Consider the following 23,046-nt stretch of genomic DNA (forward strand, 5'->3'; position numbering starts at 1 on the left):
CCGCACGGCGAAGGTTGTCGGACGGTCCCGGTACTCTCGCGGCGTGGCTCTCGCGCTGTACCGCAAGTACCGTCCGGCAACCTTCGCCGAGGTCGTCGGGCAGGAGCATGTGACCGAACCCCTCCGCACGGCGTTGTCCGCCGGGCGGATCAACCACGCCTACCTCTTCTCCGGCCCGCGCGGCTGCGGGAAGACGTCGAGCGCGCGCATCATGGCGCGCTCGCTGAACTGCGTGAAGGGCCCGACACCGGACCCGTGCGGCGAGTGCAGCTCCTGCAAGGCGCTCGCGCCGGAGGGTTCGGGCAGCGTCGACGTCACCGAGCTCGACGCGGCCAGCCACGGTGGTGTCGACGACGCCCGTGAGCTGCGGGACAAGGCGTTCTACGCGCCCGCCGAGTCGCGCTACCGCGTGTTCATCATCGACGAGGCGCACATGGTCACCACGCAGGGCTTCAACGCCCTGCTGAAGATCGTGGAAGAGCCGCCAGAGCACGTCATCTTCATCTTCGCGACCACCGAGCCGGACAAGGTGCTCACCACCATCCGCTCGCGCACGCACCACTACCCGTTCCGGCTGATCCCGCCCGGCGCGATGCGCACGCTGCTGGAGAGCAACGTCGCCTCCGAGGGTGTCGAGGTCGAGCCCGCGGTCTACCCGCTGGTCATCCGGGCCGGCGGCGGTTCGGCGCGCGACACGCAGTCGGTGCTCGACCAGCTGCTCGCCGGCGCCGGGCCCGACGGGATCAACTACAGCCGCGCGGTGTCGCTGCTGGGCGTCACCGACGTCGCGCTGATCGACGACATGGTCGACGCGCTCTCGACCGACGACGCCGGCACGGTGTTCGGCACCGTCGAGAAGGTCGCCGAAGCCGGGCACGACCCGCGCCGGTTCGCGACCGACCTGCTCGACCGGCTGCGCGACCTGGTGCTGCTGCGCGCGGTGCCGGAGTCCGCGGGTGGCCTGGTGTCCGCGCCCGAAGACGAACTGGCGCGGATGGTCGGCCAGGCCGAACGCCTCGGCCTCGGCACGCTTTCGCGGTACGCCGACATCGTCCACAATGGACTCCTGGAGATGCGCGGCGCGACGTCCGCCCGGCTCGTGCTCGAGCTGCTGTGCGCGCGGATGCTGCTGCCGTCGGTCACCGACGCGGAAAAGGCGCTGCTGGCACGGATCGAGCGGCTGGAACGCCGCGCGACGGTGGTCGCCGGCGGTGGCGCGCCCGCCGAAGGTGGCGTCGAGCCGCCGATGCGGGCCGCGCCGGAGAAGGAGTTCTCACGGCCGTCGCAGCGCCCGGCATCGGCCGGCCCGGCGCCGGTGGCGATCCCGGAGCCGCCCACGGCCGAACCGAACCCGCCCGCTTCCGCGGCGGCCGCCCCGGCTCAGCCCGCTCCTGCTGCTGCCGCCCCGGTGGCTCGTCCCGCGCAGCCCGCAGCTGCGCCGGGCGGTTCTGCGCAGCCTGCTGCCGCATCAGCCGGTGTGGCCCGGCCTGCCTCCGCACCGGCGGGTGCTGCCCAGCCTGCTGCTGGGCCGGGCGGTGCTGCTCAGCCTGCCTCCGCATCGGCCGGTGCCGGTGCACCGGTCGCCGCACCGGCGTCCGCGGACGGTGGCTGGGGCACACCTCGCACCCCGGGCGGCGGGATCCCCGCGCAGCCGGCGGCGGCCGCACCCAGCGACGCCAGCGGCTGGGGCGCGACCCGGACGCCGGGCGGGGACCCACCCGCCCCGGCCGCCGAGCCCGAGCCGGTGGCCGCCGCCGCACCCGCGGCGCCCGGCGCGCTGGACGCGGCCGGACTACGGAACATCTGGCCGCAGCTGATGACGTCACTGCGCAAGTTCACCGGCGGCCGCAGCCTCGAGGCGATGCTCACGCAGGCCACGGTGGCGACCGTCGAGGGCAGCGCCGTCACGCTGACGCACAAGTCCGAGCCGCTGGCCCGCCGGTTGTCCGACCAGGACAACGCCCGCAAGATCGCCGGCGCGCTGACCGAGGTCCTCGGCGGCGACTGGCAGGTCCGCTGCGTCCACGGCAACGCCCCGTCGGCCGCCCCCGCGGCCCGCGCCCAGCAGGCGGCGCCCGCGCCGAAGCAGTCGTTCACCCGCCAGTCGGCGGCCGCCCCCGCGGCGGCGCCCCCGGCCCCACCCGCCGCGCCGACCCGCCCAGCGGCCCCGCCCGCCCCGGCAGCCCAGCCGGTGCGCCCCAAGATCACGACGGCCGAGCCGGACATCCCGCTACCTCCGGAACCCTCCGACGAGGACGACGACGACCTCTACAACGAGGACGCCAGCCCGGCCCCGCCGCCACCCCCGCCCCCGCCGGACCAGGACCCGGACGAGCTGGCCCGCAGGCTGATCTCGGACCAGCTGGGCGCCCGCCCCCTGGACTGACCAAGGTCCGTGAAGGCCTCCTTACCGGCCGTAAGAGCCGGTAAGGAGGCCTTCACGGCTTTCGGCCTGCCCGCCCGCAGAGCTTGCCGACCGGCTGGGTCGGGCGTCAGGAGGCCCAGGGGCCGATGCCTGTGACCCGGTCCGCCTTGATCCGGACGATCACCGCGGTCGGCGAGCCCTGGTTGCCCAGCAGGTACTTCGGGACGCCGAGGTAGCGCTGGGCCTGGCGGTCCATCAACGCCGTGAACTCGTCGGCGATGTCCGGACCGACGATCGACGCCGTGCCGCGGACCAGCAGGTACTGCGGCAACCCACGGGCGTCGTGGCCGTCGTGGTCCTCGATCAGGACCGTCACGCGCGGGTCCTTGCGGATGTTGCGCACCTTCGGCCGGCGGCCTTCCATGCCCATCACGATCTCGTCGCCCTCGCGGCTGGCCCAGACCATCGACGTCTGCGGCGAGCCGTCCGGGTTGATCGTGGTCAGGACGGCGTTGAAGGGCCGCTCGAACAGCCGGTGGCTGCTTTCGGGGAGTTCCATACCCCCGAGACTAGGAAGCCGACAGGTACTCCTCGGTACCTTGGTTCCCATGGGTGACTTCTCCGGCGACGTCTTCCTCGCGGACTGCCCGGCCCGGCTGGCGATCGAGATCATCGCCGACAAGTGGGCCGTCGTCGTGGTGTTCGCGCTCAGCCGCGGGCCGCGGCGGCACGGTGAGCTCGTCGACCTCATCGGCGGCATCTCCCGCAAGGTCCTCACCCAGACGCTGCGCAAGCTCCAGGGTTACGGCCTGGTCGACCGCCGCGGTTACGCCGAGGCGCCACCGCGCGTCGACTACAGCCTGACGGACCTCGGGCAGACGCTCGTCGAGCCGATCGGCGTCCTCGCGAAGTGGGCGACCCTGCACGGCGAGGCCGTCACCGCGGCTCACGAGGCCAGGTAGGCCTCGATCGCCGCCGCGATGGCGGACGCGAACTGCTGCCGCCCCTCGGCGCTCGACATCCGGGCCGCTTCGGTCGCGTTGCGCATGTTCCCGCACTCGACGAGCGCGATCGGCCGCGTCGAGAGGTTCAGGCCACCGAGGTCCGCGCGCGCCGAAAGGCCGTTGCCGCCGATGTAGTTCGACGTGCTGAAACCGCCGGTGCGCATCGTGTCGCGCAACGTCTGGGCCAGCCGGGTGGACGGCGCGCCCTGCGCCGCGTTCAGCGGCGGCGACGAGTAGGCGACGTGGAAGCCGGTCGCCCCGGGCGCGTTCGAGCCGTCGGCGTGGATCGAGACGACGGCGTCGGCGTTCGCGTCGTTGCCGGCCGCGGCCCGCTTGTCGACGCACGGGCCGACGCCGGTGTCGTTCTGTCGCGTGTAGACGACGCGGATTCCCTTGGCCGACAACGCTTCCCCGACCCGCTGGGAGACGTCCCAGGTGAACGCGTGCTCGGGGTAACCGGCGTTGGTCGACGTGCCGGTGGTGTTGCACGGCTTGGTCTGCCCGCGCCCCGCGGGCACGAGCCGGTTGATCTCCGCGCTGTGCGAGCCGTTGCCGCCGTTGTGCCCCGGGTCGAGCACGACGACCTTGCCCGAAGCGACCGGGGCGACCGGTGGCGCGGCCGCCGAAGAGGGCGGCGCGGGCGGCACGACCGGCGAAGGCGTGACGGTCGTCGGCGTGGGCGTGACCGTCCGGGTGACGACGGGAGCGGGCGCGGGAGCCGCCGGGGTGTCTTCTTCGCAGCCGGTGAGCAGCAGGGCACCGGCCAGCAGGAGGGGAGCAATCGCGCGTCGCACGGCGACCACGGTGCCACAACCGGGGCCCGCCCGTGGCGCGACTACCCTGGTGGTGACACAGGCGTGCAGAGAGGACCGAGTGCGATCATGGTGCAACCCGGCGGCGGCTTCGACATTTCCCAGCTGATGCAGCAGGCCCAGCAGATGCAGCAGAAGCTCGTCGAGGCCCAGGAGGAGCTCGCCAACACCGAGGTCACCGGCAGTGCCGGCGGCGGGCTGGTCACCGCGACCGTGTCCGGTGACAGCCAGCTCAAGAACCTCCAGATCGACCCGAAGGTCGTCGACCCGGACGACGTCGAGACCCTGTCCGACCTGATCGTGGCGGCGGTCCGCGACGCGTCGGCGAGCGCGCAGAAGCTCACCGAGCAGAAGCTCGGCCCGCTGGCCGGCGGCCTCGGCGGCGGCGGTGGCGGCATGCCGGACCTCGGCGCCCTCGGCTTCGGCGGCTGACGAACTTGTACGAAGGTGTCGTCCAGGACCTGATCGACGAGCTCGGGCGGTTGCCAGGGGTCGGGCCGAAGAGCGCCCAGCGGATCGCGTTCCACTTGCTGGCCGCGGACCCGGTGGACATCTCCCGGCTGCAGGACGTCCTCGGCAAGGTCAAGGAGGGCGTGCAGTTCTGCGAGGTCTGCGGCAACGTCTCCGAGCAGCAGCGGTGCCGCATCTGCCGCGACGAGCGCCGCGACCTCACGGTCATCTGCGTGGTCGAGGAGCCGAAGGACGTCCTGGCGGTCGAGCGCACGCGCGAGTTCAAGGGCCGATACCACGTCCTGGGCGGCGCGCTGGACCCGTTGTCGGGCATCGGCCCGGAGCAGCTGCGGATGCGCGAGCTGCTCAAGCGCATCGGCGAGGCGGACATCACCGAGATCATCATTGCGACCGACCCCAACACCGAGGGTGAGGCGACGGCGACGTACCTGGTCCGCATGCTGCGCGACTTCCCGGGGTTGAGCGTGACACGGCTGGCGTCGGGCCTGCCGATGGGCGGTGACCTGGAGTTCGCGGACGAGCTGACCCTGGGCCGCGCGCTCTCGGGCCGCCGGGTGCTCTAACGGGCGTCGAAGCGGCGCAGGTCGTAGAGGTCCATCAGCCGGATCACCTTGTTCGCGTACTCCGGGTCGGTGGCGTACTTCCGCGCCACCGCCCGGATGAACGCGTCCGGGTCGGCGCGCACCGGCAGCGCCGCCGCGTAGTTCGGTGACGTCGTCAGCAGCCGGCCGTAGTCGCGGAACGAGTCGTCGGCCGAGGCGTACGAGCGGAAGAACGCGTCCACCGGGTGGCATGGCGACGGCACGCACTCGGACGTCTGGTAGCGCGCGCACCGCACCGCGATCGGCCCCGGGCTCGCCGGCCGGACGCACTTGAAGCCGAAGTAGTTCAGCTCGGCCGTCGACAGCTTGCTGCGGCCCCAGTTCGACTCCAGGATCGACTGGGCCACCGTGACCGACGCCGGGATGTCGTAGGCGGCGCGGATCCGCAGGGCGATCGGGGCCGCCGCGCCGACGTACGCCTGCTGGTAGCCCGCGCTCAGCGCCGCGTCACGCGTGGCGGCCTGGTCGATCGGCGGGACGACCAGCAGGACCGCCGCGAGTCCGAAGTGGATCATGGCGGCAAAGCTGCCCGATCCCCGCGGCCGCGGCGACCCGCGTCACCCCAACGGGCGTCAGCAGTAGCCGAGCTGCGCCAGGGTGTCCACGATGATCTCGGACGGGTGGTACTTGTCCATCCAGGACTCACCGCGGCGGTTCTGGTAGGTGTCGAGGAAGTTCTGCAGCTTGTCGCCGCGCATCTCCGTCAGCACCACCGTCTCGCCGAGGTGCTGCGGCGTCTCGGTGCGCTCGCGGTGCACCGCGCACGGCAGGCCGAGGTAGTAGCACTCCGCCGAGAGACCACCCGAGTCGGTGACGACGTACTCGGCGCGCGCGACCAGCGGCAGGAACTTCAGGTACCGCATCTTCGGCTGCGCGATGAACTTGTCGTCGAACAGGTTGTCCAGGCCCAGCGAGCGGATCTTCTCGCGCTCGGGCGCGCCGGCCATGTACAGGATCGGCATCTTGCGGCTCTGCTCGCGCAGGATCTCCAGCACCTCGCGGTACTTGTCCGCGCGCGAGACCAGCTCGAAGCGGTGCAGCGTGGCCAGGCCGAACTTCTCCGGCAGGTTCGGCACGTCCAGCGGCTGGTTGATGGCCAGGCGCATGGCGTCGATCGCGGTGTTCGCCTCGGTGTCGACGACGACGCCGCGGGCGTTGCGCAGGTTGTTCACCTCGCGGATGCTCGGCGCGAAGTGCATGTCGACGATCTTCGCCGCGATCTTGCGGTTGAGCTCCTCGGGCAGCGGCGACAGGATGCTGCCCGACCGCGCCCCGGCCTCGACGTGCCCGACGCGGGACTTCAGGATCCGCTTCCCGATCAGCGAGCCGTACGGCGTGGTGAACGTGTCGCCGTGCACCAGCACCAGCGGCGGCCGGCCGTCTTCGTTCAGGGCGGCGCGCAGCTCGTGGCGGCGGCTCCAGGCGGTGCGCATGACCTGCGCGGCCCAGCCCGGCACCTGCGACGGCGACTCGAGGTTGTGCGCCTTCTCCTCCGGCACCAGCCAGACGTCGGGCGCCGGCATGTCCAGGTCGGCCAGTACGTCGGCCACCTCGTCGACGTGCTGGGCGGTGAACCAGATCTTGGGCCGCATCCCGCGCTCGCGGATCCCGTGGTAGACGGGCGCGATCTTGATCAGTTCCGCGGTGGTGCCGAGAATGAAGGAAATCACCGTGAAGGCCCATTTCTGGTCGGGTGCGGTGGCGCAAGGATACTGGCCGACCCGGCGTGGAGGCCGCCGGGTAGCCTCGGCCCGGTGAGTGCGAACCCGCTCCTCCCCTCGCTCAGCGTCGTGATCCCGGTCTACAACGAGCAGGACTGGATCGAACGCAGTGTCGGCGCGCTGCTCGCCTCGGCCGAGGCGGCCAACTGGCCGATCGAGGTCGTCGTGGTCGACGACGGCAGCACCGACGCCACGCCGACCCGCCTCGACGCACTGCGCGAACGCCACGGCATCACCGTGCTCAGCCAGGCCAACGGCGGCCGGTTCGAGGCCCGCAGCGCGGGCATCGCGAAGTCGTCCGGCGAGTGGATCGCGTTGCTCGACAGCCGCGTCATCCTCGACGAGCCGACCCTCACGTTCCTGCGCGACCAGCTCGTGGACCACCCCGAGCGCGCGGTCTGGAACGGGCACATCAACGTCGCCTCCGAGCACAACCCGTACGCGGGTTTCATGGCCGGGCTGGTCAAGGTCCCGTGGCGCAAGTACTGCGCGAACCCGCGGCTGATGTCCTACGGCATCGAGGAATTCGACGTCTACCCGAAGGGGACGACGTTCTTCTGCGCCCGCCGCGCCCTCCTCGAAGGCTCGGTCACGGCGTTCGCGTCGCTGTTCGACGACATCCGCTTCGCCAGCGACGACACCCGCATGCTGCGCTGGATCGCCGAGCGCGAGCGGATCTGGCTGGCCCCGGAGCTCTCCGCGACCTACAACGGGCGCGACTCCTTCAAGAAGTTCACGCAGCAGGCCTACTTCCGCGGCACGACCTATGTGGACTCCTACATCGGCTCGCCCGGCCCGGCCCGCAACGCGCTGTTCGGCGCGCTCGCCGTCGGCGTCCTCGGGCTGGCTTTCGCCGCGAAGAAGCCGAAGACGACGCTGGCCGCCGGGGTGCTCGGCGCGGTCGCGGCCGGCGAGGTCGTGAAGAAGTGCGGCGCGACCGGGCCGGAGGCCCGCGCGGTCACCAAGCTGCTGCCGGTGTTCGCCGGCGGCTTCGGCGCGGGTGTCGTGCGCGGACTGGCGATGGCCGTGCGGACCTCGCTCCGGCGCCGATGAGCACCGAGGTGGAGACTCCGGCCGCCGCCCGCAGCGGCCGCACGACCGCGGGCAGCCTCGGCGGCTCGCTGATCGTGTCGATCGGCCTCGGCTACGTCCTCACCGTCGCCTGCCAGCGGCTGCTGCCGCCGCAGGAGTACGCCATCTTCGTCACGTTCTGGGGCCTCGTGATGGGCCTCGGCAGCACGCTCTCGCCGCTGGAGCAGGAGCTCTCCCGCCAGTCGGCGGTGGCCGCGCTCGGCGGCGGCAAGGCGGGCCGCCCGGCGCTGCGCGCGGTGGCCGTCGGCGTGCTGGTCGCGGCGGTCTTCTCCCTCGCTCTGCTGATCCCGCCGGTCAACGAAAAGCTCTTCCACGGCGACTGGTCGCTGGCCCTGATCGTGCTGGCCGGCGGCGTCGCGTTCGCCTGCCAGTTCGGCACCCGCGGGCTGCTGATCGGGCAGCACAAGGTGAAGGCGTTCTCGCTGCTCGTGGTGGCCGAACCGGCGATCCGGGCGCTCGTGCTGGGCGTGCTGGTCGTCTCGGTCGCCTACAACATCGTCTCGCTGGCCATCGCGGTCGCCGCGGGGTCGTTCGCCTGGCTGCTGTTCGCCCGGCCGGCCCGGCGGCTGCTCGACCCGCACGTGGACGGCGACGGCTGGGGCGTCACCTCCCGCCGGATGGGGATGCTGCTGGTCGGCGCGGCCCTGACGGCCGCGGTCATCACCGGCTATCCGGCGCTGGTCGGGCTGCTGGCCCCGGGCGGCGACGGCGACCGCGTCGGCGCCCTGTTCGCCGCGCTGGTCATCGCCCGGCTGCCGCTGACGCTGATCGGGCCGGTGCAGTCGCTGGCCGTCCCGTTCGTCGTGCGGCTCTCGGTCACCGCCGAAGGCCGCCACAAGCTGCGCCGCGTGCTCGCGCTCGGCGCGGCCGCGTCCCTGGTCCTCGCCGCGCTCGGCGCCCTGGTCGGGATGTGGCTCGGGCCGTGGGCGGTGCGGTTCATCAGCGGCCCCCGCTACGACATCGACGGCTGGTCGGTCGCGGGGCTGGTGTGGTCGTCGGTGCTGCTGGTGCCGATGCAGCTGCTCACGGCCGTGCTCGTGGCCCGCACCCAGGCCAAGCTCGTGCTGCTCACCTGGGCCGTGGTCACCGGCACGGCGTCCCTGCTGCTGGTGCTCCTACCAGGCGACACCGTGTTCCGCGCGGTCGTCGCGCTGGCCGTGGCGCCGACGCTGGGCCTGGCCGTGGTGCTCGCGTTCGTTCTCCGGCGCGCACCGGAATCGACGGCCGTGACAACCTCGGACACCGGTGAAACGTCTTCATAGCGGCCCAGTAAGGTGCGTTGGGCCCGCCGGTGGGGACGGGAAACGGCGTGAAGTGCCGGTAAGGTTTGGACTGCGAATTCGATGAACGTACTGCTCGTTTTGCTCGCGTTCTGGCTGCCGGGTCTGGTGTTCGGTGCCGCGATCCAGCTGCGCGGCTGGACGCTGGCCGCCGCCGCGCCGATGCTGACGTTCGGCCTGGTCGCGCTCGGCATCCCGGTGCTCGGCCGGTTCGGCATCCGCTGGACGACGCTCAACGTCGCGTTGTGGACGCTGGTGCTCTCGGCGGCCGGCTTCGGCCTGGCCTTCGCCGTGACCCGGTTCACGCGCCGCCGCCACCCCGACTGGGAAGAGCCGGAGCGGCCCGCGCGCAGCGTCCGCGACCACGTGCTGATCGGCCTCGGCGTCGCCGCCGGCATGGGCATCGGCACCGTCACGATCCTGCGCGGCTTCCGGAGCATCGACAACGTCCAGCAGGGCTGGGACGCGCCGTTCCACGCCAACCTGGTGCGCTGGATCGCCGAGCACGGCGACGCGCGCCCGTCGACCGTCGGCACGATCGCGAACCTGCCGAACGAGACGCACTACTTCTACCCGGACACCTACCACGCGCTGCTCGCCCTGGTCTTCGGCAAGGGCGGCCTGACGATCATGCCGACGCTGAACCTCGCGGCGCTCGCGGTGGTCCTCACCGTGCCGCTCGGCGTCGCCGCGATGTGCCACGCCTGGCGGATGCCGGCCATCGGCGTCGCCGCGGCCGCCACGGTGTCGGCGTGCTTCACGGTGTTCCCGTACGACTCGCTGTGGCGCGGCCCGCTGTGGCCGTTCGTCGCCGGTGTCGCGCTCATCCCGGCCATGCTCGCGGTGGCGCGCCACCTGCTGGAGCCCCGCTCGATCGCCGGGCCGGTCGCCATCGGCGTCGGCGTCGCCGGGCTGGCCGGGCTGCACACGAGTGTCGTGTTCGTCGTCATCGTGTACTTCCTGCTGATCCTGCTCGCGGTGGTGTTCCGCTTCGAGAAGATCGTCTGGCGGCGGTCGCTGACCTCGCTGGTCGCGAGCGTCGTGCTGGCGGCCGCGTTCGGCATCCCGGTCGTGCTGCCGTCGCTGTACAACGCGGGCGGCGTGACGAGCGCCTTCTGGGCGTCCGAAGCCACCGTGTCCGGCGCGTTCGGCGAGACGATCACGTTCTCGCCGATGGCCGCGTTCCCGCAGTGGTGGATCGGCATCCCGGCCATCATCGGCGTGTTCCTGCTGGTCAAGCACCGCCGGATGCTGTGGATGGTCGGCGCCTACGTCGTGCTGGGCACGCTCTTCGCCGCGACGGTGTCGATGGAGAGCAACCTGATCCACACGCTGAGCAGCCCGTTCTACAACGACAACTGGCGCGTCGCGGCCCTGGTGCCGCTGGCCGGCTGCGTCGCGTTCGGCGAGTTCGTGCACACCGCGTCCGGCTGGTTCGCCGAGAAGGTCGCACCCCGGCTGCCGAACCTCAAGCCGGCGACGCTCACCCTGGCCGGCGTCGTCGTGGTGGCCCTGGTGGTCGGCGGGTTGAGCCGCGGCGGCTACATCGGCCGCAACGCCGCCCGCCTGCAGCTCAACTACAGCGACGGCCCGACGGTCAGCAAGGACGAGGAGACCGCGTTCGCCTGGCTCGCGCAGCACACCGCGCCGGGCGAGCGGGTGCTGAACGACAAGGCCGACGGCTCGGTCTGGATGTACGCGCTGGCCGGCGTGATGCCGACGCAGTGGAACTTCTACGGCGCCGAGCTGAACACGGACGCGGGCTACCTGAGCGTCTACGCCAACGAGGTCGAGAAGTACCCGGAAGTGCGCCGGCTGCTCACCAACCTGAAGGTGCGCTACGCCTTCGTCGGGGAGGGGAAGGTCACCAAGACGACCCCCAACGACGTCGGCCTCCTGGGCCTGGACAAGAGCCCCGGGTTCAAGCTGGTCTACCACAACGCCGGTGCCTCGATCTACGAGATCGAGGGGCAGCAGGGTGTCGTCGCTTCCGGGGCCGCGCCTGGGTCTCCGGCCGGTAACGGGCAGTGAAAGGCTAAAGTGATCGCGTGTCCGCGTCTTCTGTGACCTCCGTGACCCACCGCAAGGTGCTGATCGTGATGCCCGCGCTGAACGAGCAGGCGAGCGTCGCTTCGGTCATCGAGCACGTGAAACGGGCTCGGCCGGACGTTGATCTGCTGGTCGTCGACGACGGTTCGGCCGACGACACCGCCCGCCTGGCCCGCGCGGCCGGCGCCGAAGTGGCCCGGCTCGCCGTGAACCTCGGGGTCGGCGGGGCCATGCGCACCGGCTTCCGCTACGCCGCCGCCCGCGGGTACGACGTCGTCGTGCAGGTGGACGCGGACGGCCAGCACGACCCCGACGAGCTCGAGGCCCTCCTGCGCGGCCTGGACGACGCGGACATCGTGATCGGCTCCCGGTTCGCCGGCAAGGGCTCGTACAAGGCCAGCGGCCCGCGCAAGTACGCCATGGTCGCGCTGTCGCTGGTGTTCTCGCGGCTGGGCAAGACCAAGCTCACCGACGTCACGTCGGGGTTCAAGGCGATGGGCCCGCGCGCGATCCGGCTGTTCGCCGGCTACTACCCGGCCGAGTACCTCGGCGACACGGTGGAGTCGCTGGTGATGGCGATCCGCGCGAAGCTGGTCATCAAGGAGATCCCGGTCGTCATGCGCGAGCGCGCGGGCGGCACCCCCAGTCACTCGCCCGTCAAGTCCGCTGTCTACCTGGGCCGGGCCGGGCTCGCGCTGCTGCTGGCGCTGGTGCGCCGCCGCCCCGCGGTCGACTCGTCCGACTCGGCATAAGGAGCTCGCGAAGATGGCCGGTTGGCGCATCCTCAGCATCGTCATCGCCTGCTTGGTGCTGTTCGTCGTCCTCGAGATGATGCGACGCCGCAAGCTCCGCGAGAAGTACGCGGGCGTGTGGCTGGTCGTCGCCGTCGGCGTGGTGGTGCTGGCCGTGATCCCGTCGGCCGCGCAGTTCCTGGCCAACCTGAGCGGGGTCGAGACCCCGTCGAACTTCGTCTTCCTGCTCGCCGGTGTCGTGCTGGCGCTGGTGTCGCTGCACCTGTCGACCGAGGTCGGGCACCTGGAGGAAGAAGTGCGCACGTCGGTCGAGGAGACCGCGTTGCTGCGCTGCGAGCTCGAAGACGCCAAGCGCGAGCTCGAACGCCGGATCGTCGAGCTGGAGGCCCGGGTGTCGGCCCCGGACGACGTCAAAGGGCTTCCCGCGGTCGAGCGCGTCGGCAAGTGACGCGCTGATCGAAGCCCTGCTGGCCGCGCCCGCGCGGCTCGGCGGGGTGCGGCTGCTGGCCGTCGACGGCCCCTCGGGGGCCGGGAAGTCCACGCTGGCCTCGGAAGTCGTCGCCGGGCTGCGGGCCCGCGGGTGCGGCACCGAGCTCGTGAGCACGGACGCTTTCGCGACCTGGGACGACCCGGTCGGGTGGTGGCCACGGCTCGTCAACGGCGTCCTGAAGCCGCTCGCGGCCGGCGTCGAAGGTGCTTACCGGCGGACGGACTGGTCCTCCGGGGTCCCACAACCGGGGGAACTCGTCCGGGTGACAGTCGCGGACGTCCTGGTGCTGGAGGGTGTTTCGAGCGGCCGGGCTTCGGTAAGACCCCTGCTTTCCCACCTCTGCTGGATCTCCGGCGGCACGGAGGCCGAGCGGCTGGCCCGGTCCGTGGCGCGCGACGGCGTGGCGTCGCGGGCGGAACTGGGCCGCTGGCAACAGTTCGAGCGCGGCTGGTTCGCCGTCGACGGCACCCCCGATGCGGCCGGAACCCGACTTTCGTCGGGGTTGGATCACTCACGCTCCGTGTCCGAAGCCCTCCGTATCGATCAAGGGTGACTTCGCGCAAAACACTGCTGGGCTAACGCGGGTACCGCCATCTGAGTCAGGGTTCGGGCACTCCGCGCACCCATAGCCCACAAATGGTCACATTCTGTCGTGATTTACGGACACATTGCGGTCAAATCGACGCCCACGTAGCGCGATCGTAACCTCACGTGCTTAAGTGCGAGCCGAGTTCCCGCTAGTGTCGGCGAGCACACCGATCGTCCGGGGTGTTCCTGACCGACCGGACGGTGACTTAAAACCCGAACATCTCCCAAGGGGTGCCAGATGCAGCAATTGCGGCTGACCCGAACACGCCGCGTGGCCCTGATCGGGCTCACCGGCGCGCTCGCGGTTTCGCTGTCCGCCTGTGCGGATTCGAAGCGTGACGAGGGCGCCGGAGGTGGTACCGGAGGCACGCTGATCTTCGGCGCCGCCGGAAACCCGAAGATGTTCGACCCGGCGTTCAACGACGAGGGCGAGACCTTCCGGATCACCCGCCAGATCTACGACACGCTGATCCAGAACAAGCCGGGCACCGCCGACCTCGAGCCGTCTCTCGCCGAGAAGTGGGAGCCGAGCAACGACGGCAAGACCTGGACGTTCACCCTGAAGTCGGGCGTCAAGTTCTCCGACGGCACCCCGATGGACGCCGCCTCGGTCTGCTTCAACTTCGACCGCTGGTTCAACATGAAGGGCGCCGCCGCCCAGAGCCAGATGATCTACTACGGCGACGTCTTCGAGGGCTTCGCCAAGAACGAGGGCGACGCGACGGGTGACCCCGTCTACAAGAGCTGCGAGGCGAAGGACCCGGCGACCGCGGTCCTGAACCTGAACAAGCCCAAGGGCGCGTTCCCGTCGGCGTTCACGCTGCCGTCGTTCGCCATCCAGAGCCCGACCGCGCTCAAGGCACACAACGCCGACACGGTCACCCAGAGCGGCGACTCGTTCACCTACAGCGAGTACGCGAACAAGTTCCCGGTCGGCACCGGCCCGTTCAAGTTCGAGAGCTGGGACCAGGCCAAGGGCGAGATCACGCTGGTCAAGAACGACAGCAGCCCGACGCCGCCGAAGCTCGACAAGCTGATCTTCAAGGTGATCCCGGACGAGAACGCCCGCAAGCAGGCGCTCAAGGCCGGCGACATCAACGGCTACGACTACCCGAACCCGGCGGACTACGGCCTGCTGCGCAACGACGGTGAGCAGGTTCTCATCCGCCCGTCGTTCAACGTGCTGTACCTGGGCATCAACCAGGCCAACAACCCGAAGCTCAAGGACGTCAAGGTCCGCCAGGCGCTGGCCTACGGCGTCAACCGCGAGCAGTTCGTGAAGTCGAAGCTGGCCGAGGGTTCCGAGGTCGCGACCGAGTTCGTCCCGAAGGTCATCTCGGGTTACACCGACGACGTCACCAAGTACCCGTACGACCCGGAGAAGGCCAAGCAGCTGCTGCAGGAGGCCGGGGCGACGGATCTGACGCTGAAGTTCTACTACCCGACCGAGGTCACCCGGCCGTACATGCCGAACCCGGCGGACACCTTCACGGCGATCTCCGAGGACCTGAAGAAGATCGGCATCAAGATCGAGACCCACGCCGAGCCGTGGAACGGTGGTTACAAGGACGACGTCCAGAAGGCCGGCAAGCAGGACCTCCACCTGCTCGGCTGGACCGGTGACTACAACGACGCCGGCAACTTCGTGGGCACGTTCTTCGGCCGTGAGAAGAAGGAGTTCGGGTTCAACAACCCGCAGCTCTTCTCGGCTCTGAGCGCGGCGGACGCTTCGGCGGCCGGTGACGCCCACGCCAAGGCGTACCAGGAAGTCAACAAGCAGATCATGGACTTCCTGCCGGCGATCCCGATCGCCTACCCGACCCCGGCGATCGTGGTCGGCCCGAAGGTCAAGGGTCTGGTGGCGAGCCCGCTCACCGACGAGCGCTTCAACACCGTGACTGTCAGCTGATCTGAATTTCGGCCAAGCAAGGGGTGGGCGCTACCGCGCCCACCCCTTGCGCCTAATCCCGGGCTGGCTACGAAGGACTGCACGTGCTCCGTTTTCTCGTGCGTCGGTTGCTACAAGCGATTCCGACGCTCTTCATCCTGTCCATCCTGATCTTCGCCTGGCTCCGGTCCCTGCCCGGCGGCCCCGCCGCCGCGCTGCTGGGTGACAAGGCGACGCCGGAGAAGATCGCCAACCTCAACCACGTCCTCGGGCTCGACCAGCCGATCATCCTGCAGTACTTCGGGTTCCTCGGCCGGGCGTTCACCGGCGACTTCGGCAACTCCCTGGTGTCGACCCAGCCCGTCATGGGCGAGATCGTCACCTTCCTGCCGGCGACCATCGAGCTCGGTCTCACCGCGATGATCATCGCGATCATCGTCGGCATCCCCGCCGGTTACCTGGCCGCGCGGTTCCGCGGCGGGCCGGTCGACAACCTGGTCATCGTGCTCAGCCTCATCGGCGTCGCGGTGCCGGTGTTCTTCCTCGGCTACATGATGCAGGACCTGCTGGCCTCCCCGCTCGGCTTGCCGTCGCAGGGCCGCCAGGCCGCGGGGCTCGACGCCACCGCGATCACGAACTTCGCCATCCTCGACGGCATCATGACCGGCGAGTGGGACGCCGTCTGGGACGCGATCAAGCACCTGGTCCTGCCCGCGTTCGCGCTCGCCACCATCCCGCTCGCGGTGATCACCCGGATCACCCGCGCGTCGGTGCTGGACGTCCTCAACGAGGACTTCGTCCGCACGGCCAACTCCAAGGGCCTGACGCAGCAGGTGGTGCGCACCCGGCACGTCCTGCGCAACGGCCTGCTGCCGGTGGTCACGACGATCGGCCTCCAGACCGGCGCCCTGCTCGGCGGCGCGGTGCTGACCGAGCGGGTGTTCAACTTCCGCGGCCTCGGGTTCCTGCTGGCCGAGGGGATCGAACGGCGTGACTACCCCCGGCTGCAGGCCCTCCTGCTGTTCGGGGCGGTGGTGTACGTGCTGGTGAACATGCTGGTCGACGTCTCTTACGGGATCATCGACCCGAGGGTGCGTGTGCGATGAACACTCTGCTGAACAAGAAGAAGGAACCGATCGACAAGCTCGCCGCGGCGAGCGGGCGCAGCCTCGGCGGTGAAGCCCTGCGCCGGATGCTGCGCAGCCCGGTCGCGCTCACCGGCGGTGGCATCACCGGCCTGTTCCTGCTCCTGGCGATCTTCGCGCCGTTGCTGGCCCCCAAGGACCCGCAGGACCGCGCGTTGCAGGACCAGGTCCAGCTGGGCCGGGGCATCATCCCCGGTTCGATGCCCGGTTACCCGCTCGGCGTGGACGACTTCGGCCGCGACTTCCTGTCCCGGCTCATCGTCGGCGCCCAGCAGACGCTGCTCGTCGGTGTGCTGGCCACGGTGATCGGCGTGCTCATCGGCGTCATCATCGGCGGGATCGCGGGCGCGTTCGGCGGCTGGGTCGACACCGTCCTCATGCGGCTCGTCGACGTCATGCTGTCGTTCCCCTCGCTGCTGCTGGCCATCTCGATCGCGGCGCTGTTCGCGAACCCGAGCCAGTGGACGGTCATCCTGGCCGTGTCGATGGTCGGCGTGCCGATCTTCGCCCGGCTGCTGCGCGGTTCCATGCTGGTGCAGCGCGACGCCGACCACGTGCTGGCGGCGACGTCCCTCGGCGTGAAGCGCGGGGCGATCGTGTTCCGGCACATGCTGCCGAACTCGCTCGGCCCGGTCATCGTGCAGGCCACGCTCACGTTGGCCACGTCGATCCTCGAGGCCGCGGCGCTGTCGTTCCTCGGCCTGGGCGACCCGGACCCGTCGCGCGCGGAGTGGGGGCTGATGCTGGGCAAGGCCTCGCGCCAGTTCCTCGACATCCGCCCGGAGCTCGCGTACTACCCGGCGATCGCGATCATCATCGTGGCGCTCGGGTTCACGCTGCTCGGCGAGTCCCTCCGCGAAGCCCTCGACCCGAAGAACAGGCGGTGAGAACCCATGGCACTCCTTGAAGTCCGTGACCTGACGGTCGACTTCGTCCGCCGTGGCGAGCGGCCGTTCACCGCGGTGGACAGCGTCAGCTTCGACGTCGAGCCGGGCCAGACCGTCGGCCTGGTCGGCGAATCCGGCTGCGGCAAGTCCGTGACGTCGCTGGCGATCATGCGGCTGCTGGCGCGGCGCGGCAACAAGGTCAGCGGTTCGGTGAGCTACGAAGGCACCGACCTGCTGAAGCTGTCGGACCGCGAAATGCGCGACCGGCGCGGCCGCGACCTCGGCATGGTGTTCCAGGACCCGCTGTCCTCGCTGAACCCGGTCATCCCGATCGGGCTGCAGATCACCGAGGTCTTGGAGCGGCACCGCGGCATGTCGCGCAAGGCGGCGTCCGTCGAAGCGACGGACCTGCTGGACAAGGTCGGCATCCCCGACCCGTCGCGGCGGCTTTCCGAGTACCCGCACCAGCTTTCCGGCGGCATGCGGCAGCGCGCGCTGATCGCGATCGCGCTGGCGTGCCGGCCGCGGCTGCTCATCGCCGACGAGCCGACCACGGCCCTGGACGTCACCATCCAGGCGCAGATCCTGGCGCTGCTGCGGGAACTGGTGCAGGACACCGGAACCGCGCTGATCATGATCACGCACGACCTCGGCGTCGTCGCCGGGCTGTGCGACGAGGTCAACGTGCTCTACGGCGGCCGGATCGTCGAGCGGGCGAAGCGGCACCAGCTGTTCGCCGAGCCGCGTCACCCGTACACCCACGGCCTGCTCGCCTCGATCCCGCGCCTTGACGCGGGCCGCGGCGAGAAACTGGTCCCCATCAAGGGATCCGTGGCCGACAACATCCCGTGGGACGGCGGTTGCGCGTTCGCGCCCCGCTGCCCCAACGCGCTGCCGGTCTGCCGCGAGGTCTCGCCGCAGCTGGTGCCCGACCACGGCGGGCTGCTGCGCTGCCACAACCCCGTGCGGCCGGCGGTCGTGGCGGGAGGAGGAGCCCGATGAACCAGCCTGCTGGTGACGTGCTGCTCGAGGTCAACGACCTCAAGGTGCACTTCCCGATCAAGAGCGGCGTCGTGTTCGACCGGACGGTCGGGCACGTCTACGCGGTCGACGGCGTCGACCTGGCCATCCGCCGCGGGGAGACCTACGGCCTGGTGGGCGAGTCCGGCTGCGGCAAGTCCACGCTGGGCCGGGCGATCCTGCGGCTCAACGAGCCGACGTCCGGTTCGGTGAAGTTCGACGGCACCGACGTCGCGAAGCTCAAGGGAGAGGATCTGCGGAAGGCCCGGCGCCGGATGCAGATGATCTTCCAGGACCCGATGTCCAGCCTGGACCCGCGGCAGTCGGTCGAGTCGATCCTCGTCGAGGGCATGCACGCGCACGGCCTCGACAAGGACAAGGAGGCCACCCAGCGGCGGCTGCGTCAGCTGCTGTCCGCCGTCGGCCTCCCGGAGTCGTCGCTGCGGAAGTACCCGCACGAGTTCTCGGGCGGGCAGCGCCAGCGCATCGGCATCGCGCGGGCGCTGGCGGTGGAGCCGGACCTGATCGTCGCGGACGAGCCGGTGTCGGCGTTGGACGTCTCGGTGCAGGCCCAGGTGGTGAACCTGCTGGAGGACCTGCAGGACCAGCTCGGCCTGACGTACGTGGTGATCGCGCACGACCTCGCGGTGGTGCGGCACATCTCCGACCGCATCGGCGTGATGTACCTGGGCGCGCTGGTGGAGGAGACGGACGCGGACTCGCTCTACCGCGACCCGCTGCACCCGTACACCCGGGCGCTGCTGTCGGCGATCCCGGTGCCGGACCCGCAGGTGGAGGACACGCGCGAGCAGATCCTGCTCGCGGGCGACCTCCCATCACCGGCCAACCCGCCGTCGGGCTGCCGCTTCCACACGCGCTGCCCCTGGCGCCAGGCGAGCTTGTGCGACACGGACCGCCCCCAGCTCCGCGAAATCGGCGGCGGCCACCGGGTGGCGTGCCACTACGCGGAGGACATCCGCGACGGCCGCATCCAGCCGCACGAGGTGAAGCCGGAACTGGTGGAACTGACCGGGGCGCTGAACCCCGACCTGGGCCCGCCGGACATCGGCACTTCAGCCGAGATCCTGTGAAGCTGTGATCTCGTAATCTGGTGACCTTGTGATCCGAAGGCCGGCCGGGCAGTTGCTGCCCGGCCGGCCTTTTGTTCGGGGTCCGCTTCCCTTTGGCCGATGGAAGTTTCGGGACACTCGACGTCCCGATTCCTCCATCGACCCCGTCTCATCGGTCGATATCCACAGGCCCGCTCCAATGTGGACAACTCCGGTCACGAGACCCGAAACCAGGCTTCCGGTCGGTGGCCGCCGATAGACTGGACTCGGGGCCGCCCCCCTAGGTGTGATGTCCGGGGAGGTTGGTCAGCCGGGTGACCGGCGGCTTGCCGCCGGTTGAACTGTGGGGTCGGTGATGATTGTAGAAGTGCAGCCACCCCGGTAATGCCGCCCGCCGCAGGGTCTCCGCTGGGTAGAAGCGGGCGTAGGCCCAGCCCTCGGCCAAAGTGCGGTGGAACCGCTCGATCTTGCCGTTGGTCTGCGGCCGGTAAGGCCGAGTCCGTTTCGCAGTGATCTGCAGCTCGGTGCAGGTGTCGCGCCAGGCGTGGGACCGGTAGGCCGAGCCGTTGTCCGAGAGCACGCGTTCGACGCTGACGCCGCGGGCGGCGAACCAGCCCACCGCCCGGCGCAGGACCGCGGTGGCGGTAGCGGCGGTCTCATCGGCGTGGATCTCGGCGTAAGCAACCCGGGAATGATCGTCGAGCACGGTGTGCACGAACGCGGTCCCGATCTTGGGGTTGCGGTAGGCGTTGCGTGGTTTGCCCGGTGTCGCGGCCCGGTTGCGGTCGCCTTGGGCACGGCCGACGTAGCGGTGGCCGCCGCCGTCGGGGATGTTGCCGAACTTGGTGACATCGACATGGATCAGCGAGCCGGGGTGGTCGTGTTCGTAGCGGCGCAGCGGTTCACCGGTGACCCGGTCTATCCGGGTGAGCCGGTTGATCCGGCAACGCACCAGCACCGCGTGCACGGTGGATGCGGGCAGGCCGAGCCGGCCGGCGATCTGGACCGGGCCCAGCCGCTGCCGCCACCGCAGCCGCACGATCGACCGGACCAGGTGTTGGGGGGTGCGGGCCGGGCTGTGGTGCGGACGCGAGCTGCGGTCGGCCATCCCGGCCGCGCCTTCGGTGCGGTAGCGCTGGGCCCACTTCGCGGCGGTGTTGGCGGCGACCATGAACATTTTCGCTGCTGCGGTGCAGGTCCAGCCTTGTTCGACGATCAGGCGGGCGAGCCGTAGTCGGGTGCGTGGGGTGAGGGTGGCGTTAGGGTGGGACACGAAGGCCTCCGGGCGGTGATGTGGTTCCTAGACAGCTCCACTTCACATCCGGAGGCCTTCACCTGTCTGTGCGACAGGCCGCCACCGGTCACCTCAACTCGGGACAACGTCCCTGAACATCACACCTAGGGGAGGGCGGGGGGCCGCTGTCGCTGGGTCCCGCGGGCGTCCCGCGGGCGTCTCGCGGCATACGCTGCCGAGCGGGTCGACGACGTGGAAGTCCTTTCGGGAGGCGCTCGTGAAATACGTGGTCCTGATCTACGGCAACCCCGAGTCCCGCCGGGCGTGGGAAGGGATGAGCGACGAGCAGCGGGCCGCCGGGCTGGCCTACTACCAGCAGCTCAACGACGATCTCGACGCGTCCGGTGAGCGGCTCGTCTCCGAGCGGCTCGCCTTTCCCGAGCTCACCAAGCAGGTCAGCGTCGGCGACAGCGGGCCGCTGACGACCGACGGGCCCTTCGCGGAGGCCAAGGAGTTCCTCGCCGGCTTCTACCTGCTCGACTGCGAAAGCGAAGAGCGCGCGCTCGAGATCGCCGGGCGGATCCCGGAGGCGGCGTTCGGGGTGGTGGAGGTGCGGCCGGTGATGGGGCTGCACGGGACCGAGCTGTGATCGAAGGCCTGCTCCGCGAGCTCGCGCCGCAGGTCCTCGCCGCGCTCGTCCGGCGGTACGGCGGCTTCGACACCTGCGAGGACGCCGTCCAGGAGGCGCTGCTGGCGGCGTCGCTGCAGTGGCCCGTCGACGGGGTGCCCGATCACCCGAAGGGGTGGCTGATCACGACGGCGTCCCGGCGCCGGATCGAGCAGTGGCGCAGCGAGACCGCGCGGCAGCGGCGCGAGGAGACGGTCGCGCTGGCCGAGCCGCCGGATCCGGAGCCGGTCGCGGGCGTCGACGACACGCTGACGCTCCTGCTGCTCTGCTGCCACCCGTCGCTCACCCGGCCGTCGCAGGTCGCGCTGACGCTCCGGGCGGTCGGCGGCCTGACGACCGCGGAGATCGCGCGCGCCTTCCTCGTCCCGGAGGCGACGATCGGCCAGCGCATCAGCCGCGCGAAGCAAAAACTGCGCGGCGAGCGCTTCACGCCGTCGCCGGACCCCGGCCGCCTGGCCGCGGTGCTGCAGGTCCTGTACCTGATCTTCACCGAGGGCCACACGGCCAGCTCGGGTGACGCCCTGAACCGCGTCGAGCTGACGACGGAGGCGATCCGCCTGACCCGGCAGCTCCCTCCCGGCGGTGAGGTCACGGGCCTGCTGGCCTTGATGCTCCTGACCGAAGCCCGCCGTCCGGCCCGGGTCGACGCGACCGGCGCGCTGGTCCCGCTCGCGGCGCAGGACCGGTCCCGCTGGAACGCGGAGCTCATCGCCGAGGGTGTCTCGCTCATCACGACCGCGTTGTCGACGTCGCCGGTCGGCCCCTACCAGCTCCAGGCGGCGATCGCGGCCGTCCACGCCGAGGCCCCGACGGCCGCGGACACCGACTGGGCCGAGATCCTCACCCTCTACGACCTGCTGCGCGTGGTCGCGCCGGGCCCGATGGTCACGCTCAACCGCGTCGTGGCGTTCGCCCAGGTCCACGGGCCGGAAGCGGGCTTGGCCGAGCTGGCCGGCGCCGATCTGGAGGCCCACCACCGGGTGGACGCGGTCCGGGCGCACCTGCTGGAGCTGGCGGGTGACGTCGTCGGGGCGCGCGAGGCGTACCTGGCGGCGTCGAGGCGGACGTTGAGCCTGCCGGAGCAGGCCTACCTGCAGTCTCGGGCGTCCCGGCTGGCGTGAGTTGTCCACATGGGGGCACACCTGTGGACAACCTGGGGAAGGACGAGCGCGGCCGCCGTTCTTGCGGGAGGATCGACCGCATGCAGGTCACCGTGCTGGGCGCGTCGGGGCGAACCGGGTTCCACATCGCACGGCTTCTCGCGGCCAAGGGACACACCGTCCGGGCCGGGCTTCGCAGCCGCCAGCGGGCCGAAGTCCTCCGAGATCTCGACGTCGAACCCGTGGTCGCCGACGTCACGGCGGATCCCGAGGACCTCGTCGAGGCCTTCCTCGGCTCGGACGTCGTCATCGCGGCCATCGGGGCGCCGGATCCGGAACCGGCGTCGGTGAACCTCGTGGACCGGGACGGCTCCGTCACGGCCATCCACGCCGCCGAGAAGGCCGGCGTCGCGCGGTACATCCAGGTCTCCGCGCAGTTCGCCGACTCCCCGGACCAGGGTGACCGGCTCGTGCGGTCGATCCTGCTGGCCAAGCAGCTGTCCGACCTCGCGCTGCAGAAGTCCGCGCTGACCTGGACCATCGTCCGGCCCGGCACGCTCACCGACGGCCCCGCCACCGGGCGCGTCAAGGTCGCCGGGCACCTCGAACCCGGACGGGTGACGCGGCTGGACGTCGCCGCCGTGGTCGTCGGGGTGCTCGGGGAGCCGCTCACCGAAAACCGCGGGTTCGACGTCGTTTCCGGCGACTTCCCGGTCGGGCCGGCCCTTGCCGCGTTGGGGTGAAAACGCGACTTAAGTCGTACACGGAGGGATACCTGAGTGGGGCTC

General features: G+C 70.7%; 23 protein-coding genes. 18 read left to right on the top strand and 5 right to left on the bottom strand.

Annotated features, from left to right (window positions below; translation table 11 throughout):
* The first annotated feature begins 43 nt into the window (after positions 1-43).
* Complete coding sequence (locus OG570_RS13610; protein WP_326956731.1) at positions 44-2,386, top strand: DNA polymerase III subunit gamma and tau; 2,343 nt, start codon at positions 44-46, stop codon at positions 2,384-2,386.
* Between the two features lie 106 nt (positions 2,387-2,492).
* Here the strand turns inward: OG570_RS13610 and OG570_RS13615 are convergent, their stop codons facing one another.
* Positions 2,493-2,924, bottom strand: coding sequence for a TIGR03618 family F420-dependent PPOX class oxidoreductase (locus OG570_RS13615; RefSeq protein WP_326956732.1), 432 nt, complete (start codon positions 2,922-2,924; stop codon positions 2,493-2,495).
* 49 nt (positions 2,925-2,973) lie between these two features.
* On the opposite strand from OG570_RS13615, the gene OG570_RS13620 reads away from it, so the two are divergent.
* Positions 2,974-3,327, top strand: a complete 354-nt coding sequence (locus OG570_RS13620) for a winged helix-turn-helix transcriptional regulator (protein WP_326956733.1) — start codon at positions 2,974-2,976, stop codon at positions 3,325-3,327.
* Here OG570_RS13620 and OG570_RS13625 read toward each other — a convergent pair.
* Complete coding sequence (locus tag OG570_RS13625) at positions 3,312-4,172, bottom strand: N-acetylmuramoyl-L-alanine amidase (protein ID WP_326945047.1); 861 nt, start codon at positions 4,170-4,172, stop codon at positions 3,312-3,314. The two genes, OG570_RS13620 and OG570_RS13625, sit on opposite strands and share 16 nt — an antisense overlap.
* A 78-nt stretch (positions 4,173-4,250) precedes the next feature.
* On the opposite strand from OG570_RS13625, the gene OG570_RS13630 reads away from it, so the two are divergent.
* The gene (locus OG570_RS13630; RefSeq protein ID WP_326956734.1) at positions 4,251-4,613 is read left to right on the top strand and encodes a YbaB/EbfC family nucleoid-associated protein; all 363 of its coding nucleotides are present in this window, start codon (positions 4,251-4,253) and stop codon (positions 4,611-4,613) included.
* 5 nt (positions 4,614-4,618) lie between these two features.
* Entirely contained in the window at positions 4,619-5,215 is a 597-nt protein-coding gene (recR, locus tag OG570_RS13635; protein ID WP_247058945.1) for a recombination mediator RecR, read from the top strand.
* Here the strand turns inward: recR and OG570_RS13640 are convergent.
* Positions 5,212-5,769 carry a glucosaminidase domain-containing protein gene (locus OG570_RS13640; RefSeq protein WP_326945045.1) on the bottom strand — a complete coding sequence of 186 codons (558 nt, stop codon included), beginning with the start codon at positions 5,767-5,769 and terminating at the stop codon, positions 5,212-5,214. The genes recR and OG570_RS13640 overlap by 4 nt on opposite strands.
* A 57-nt stretch (positions 5,770-5,826) precedes the next feature.
* On the bottom strand, positions 5,827-6,924 hold the full coding sequence (locus OG570_RS13645) for a UDP-N-acetyl glucosamine 2-epimerase (RefSeq protein ID WP_247058943.1): 1,098 nt from the start codon (positions 6,922-6,924) through the stop codon (positions 5,827-5,829).
* A gap of 84 nt (positions 6,925-7,008) precedes the next feature.
* On the opposite strand from OG570_RS13645, the gene OG570_RS13650 reads away from it, so the two are divergent.
* From OG570_RS13650 to OG570_RS13700, 11 genes are all read left to right on the top strand, one after another.
* Positions 7,009-8,028, top strand: coding sequence for a glycosyltransferase family 2 protein (locus OG570_RS13650; RefSeq protein ID WP_247058942.1), 1,020 nt, complete (start codon positions 7,009-7,011; stop codon positions 8,026-8,028).
* The gene (locus OG570_RS13655) at positions 8,025-9,329 is read left to right on the top strand and encodes a hypothetical protein (protein WP_326945043.1); all 1,305 of its coding nucleotides are present in this window, start codon (positions 8,025-8,027) and stop codon (positions 9,327-9,329) included. The genes OG570_RS13650 and OG570_RS13655 overlap by 4 nt, the downstream gene beginning before the upstream one ends.
* 81 nt (positions 9,330-9,410) lie before the next feature.
* Complete coding sequence (locus OG570_RS13660) at positions 9,411-11,378, top strand: DUF6541 family protein (protein ID WP_326956736.1); 1,968 nt, start codon at positions 9,411-9,413, stop codon at positions 11,376-11,378.
* Between the two features lie 56 nt (positions 11,379-11,434).
* A complete protein-coding gene (locus tag OG570_RS13665) occupies positions 11,435-12,148 on the top strand; it encodes a glycosyltransferase family 2 protein (protein WP_326951702.1) in 714 nt (237 codons plus the stop codon).
* Positions 12,149-12,161: 13 nt separating this feature from the next.
* Complete coding sequence (locus OG570_RS13670) at positions 12,162-12,596, top strand: DUF2304 domain-containing protein (RefSeq protein ID WP_247058939.1); 435 nt, start codon at positions 12,162-12,164, stop codon at positions 12,594-12,596.
* Between the two features lie 52 nt (positions 12,597-12,648).
* The gene (locus tag OG570_RS13675) at positions 12,649-13,191 is read left to right on the top strand and encodes a uridine kinase family protein (protein WP_326960014.1); all 543 of its coding nucleotides are present in this window, start codon (positions 12,649-12,651) and stop codon (positions 13,189-13,191) included.
* Between the two features lie 273 nt (positions 13,192-13,464).
* The gene (locus tag OG570_RS13680) at positions 13,465-15,135 is read left to right on the top strand and encodes an ABC transporter substrate-binding protein (protein ID WP_247058938.1); all 1,671 of its coding nucleotides are present in this window, start codon (positions 13,465-13,467) and stop codon (positions 15,133-15,135) included.
* 83 nt (positions 15,136-15,218) lie between these two features.
* Positions 15,219-16,220, top strand: a complete 1,002-nt coding sequence (locus tag OG570_RS13685) for an ABC transporter permease (protein ID WP_326956737.1) — start codon at positions 15,219-15,221, stop codon at positions 16,218-16,220.
* Complete coding sequence (locus OG570_RS13690) at positions 16,217-17,146, top strand: ABC transporter permease (RefSeq protein ID WP_247058936.1); 930 nt, start codon at positions 16,217-16,219, stop codon at positions 17,144-17,146. The genes OG570_RS13685 and OG570_RS13690 overlap by 4 nt, the downstream gene beginning before the upstream one ends.
* A gap of 6 nt (positions 17,147-17,152) precedes the next feature.
* Positions 17,153-18,148, top strand: a complete 996-nt coding sequence (locus OG570_RS13695) for an ABC transporter ATP-binding protein (RefSeq protein WP_247058935.1) — start codon at positions 17,153-17,155, stop codon at positions 18,146-18,148.
* The gene (locus OG570_RS13700; protein WP_326945041.1) at positions 18,145-19,257 is read left to right on the top strand and encodes an ABC transporter ATP-binding protein; all 1,113 of its coding nucleotides are present in this window, start codon (positions 18,145-18,147) and stop codon (positions 19,255-19,257) included. The genes OG570_RS13695 and OG570_RS13700 overlap by 4 nt, the downstream gene beginning before the upstream one ends.
* A gap of 259 nt (positions 19,258-19,516) precedes the next feature.
* Here the strand turns inward: OG570_RS13700 and OG570_RS13705 are convergent, their stop codons facing one another.
* Positions 19,517-20,509 carry an IS481 family transposase gene (locus tag OG570_RS13705; protein WP_326956738.1) on the bottom strand — a complete coding sequence of 331 codons (993 nt, stop codon included), beginning with the start codon at positions 20,507-20,509 and terminating at the stop codon, positions 19,517-19,519.
* A gap of 238 nt (positions 20,510-20,747) precedes the next feature.
* Between OG570_RS13705 and OG570_RS13710 the strand changes: the two genes are divergently transcribed.
* The 3 genes from OG570_RS13710 to OG570_RS13720 all read left to right on the top strand — a co-directional run bounded on the left by OG570_RS13710 (position 20,748) and on the right by OG570_RS13720 (position 23,001).
* Positions 20,748-21,119, top strand: a complete 372-nt coding sequence (locus OG570_RS13710) for a YciI family protein (protein ID WP_326956739.1) — start codon at positions 20,748-20,750, stop codon at positions 21,117-21,119.
* Positions 21,116-22,279, top strand: coding sequence for an RNA polymerase sigma factor (locus tag OG570_RS13715; RefSeq protein WP_326956740.1), 1,164 nt, complete (start codon positions 21,116-21,118; stop codon positions 22,277-22,279). Before OG570_RS13710 ends, OG570_RS13715 begins: the two co-directional genes overlap by 4 nt.
* A gap of 80 nt (positions 22,280-22,359) precedes the next feature.
* Positions 22,360-23,001: an SDR family oxidoreductase gene (locus OG570_RS13720; RefSeq protein ID WP_326945038.1), complete on the top strand. Its 642-nt coding sequence runs from the start codon at positions 22,360-22,362 to the stop codon at positions 22,999-23,001.
* The last annotated feature ends 45 nt before the right edge of the window (positions 23,002-23,046 follow it).

It is taken from the genome of Amycolatopsis sp. NBC_01286 (assembly GCF_035982555.1).
GTDB lineage: Bacteria > Actinomycetota > Actinomycetes > Mycobacteriales > Pseudonocardiaceae > Amycolatopsis.